Origin of the sequence: Sphingobium sp. CECT 9361 (genome assembly GCF_918741285.1) — a bacterium.
GTDB lineage: Bacteria > Pseudomonadota > Alphaproteobacteria > Sphingomonadales > Sphingomonadaceae > Sphingobium.
The window spans coordinates 1-1109 of record NZ_CAKKNC010000069.1 but is presented as its reverse complement, the minus strand read 5'-3'; the positions used below and the strand labels follow the sequence as shown (position 1 = coordinate 1109).

The 1109-nt window shown below is 66.1% G+C and carries 1 protein-coding gene; it reads right to left on the bottom strand.

Annotated elements, in window-relative coordinates:
• Positions 1 to 87 precede the first annotated feature (87 nt).
• Positions 88 to 1109 (bottom strand): type IV secretory system conjugative DNA transfer family protein (locus LQ220_RS24765; RefSeq protein ID WP_230190623.1); only part of this gene is annotated, 1022 nt, incomplete at its 5' end.

Genomic DNA, 1109 nt, shown 5'->3' with positions numbered 1-1109 from the left:
AGCTACAGGTGCTCGATCGAGACCGATGTTTACGAGATTGGAGGACAAGAGCGAGCCTGGTAGATCGCCATGTTCAATCTTTGTTCTTCAACATGGCCAAAATCGCAGCTTCGGGCCGACTGGGCCGTATCCGGCCATCAGCCCCATGGCGCGCTCGACAGGTTCGAGCCTGCCCAGGGCGGCGAACTCATCGAGCAGGAACAGGACGGGCCGCGCCGGTTTGACCGGCGATCGGGCCATGTCGGTGAGCGCCTGGGCGACCAGCAGCCGTAACCAGCGCGCATAGGCGTCGAGCCGGTCAGGGGGGAGGCACAGAAACACCGTGGAAACCCCCTCTTTCAACCCCGAAAAGGTGAAATCCGACGCCGCCATGCTGGCTACGATCCGGGGGCTGTCGAGAAAATGGGTATGGCGCTGGGCTGACGACAACACGCCTGCGGCCTCGCGATCGGACTTGCCGAGCTGGCGATTGGCGGCGCGGGCGATCAGGCCACCGGCGCCGCGGCTGTCCTGCATGAGGGTGAGCAGATCGGCGAATCCCTTGGGGGCGAGCGTCAGATACTCCCGTACCGTCGCCAGGGTGCGATGCTCGCGGTCCTCATGGACCACGGCATAGAGGATCAGACCGGCGATCAGCGCCTTGGCTTCCTCGTTCCAATGGGCATCCCCGCTCTGCCCTGCCGGATCATGGACCAGGGCGTCGGCCAGCGTCATCGCGTCTTCGGCCAGATCGAGGCTGGCCGGGTCGAGACGGTCGAGCGGATTGTAGCGGGCAGGGGGGTGCCCGGACACCTCGAACGGGTCGAGGCACCAGACCTTGCCCTTGGTGGCGCGCGCCCTGGCGGTGACGCGGGCGTTCTCGCCCTTGGGGTCGATGCAAATCACCGAGCGGTCGAGGGTCAGCAGATTGGGGATGATGGTGCCGACGCCCTTGCCGCTGCGGGTCGGTGCCATGGTCAGCAGATGGGCGGGACCGCCATATCGGAGCAGCTTGCCGGATTTGGCCGATCGACCGATGAGCAGATCGCCGTCGCCGGATTCCAGGCCGCGCACATCGTCACGCGATCCGAAGCGGGCCGAGCCGAGCAGTTCGTTGCGACCGGCCCGGC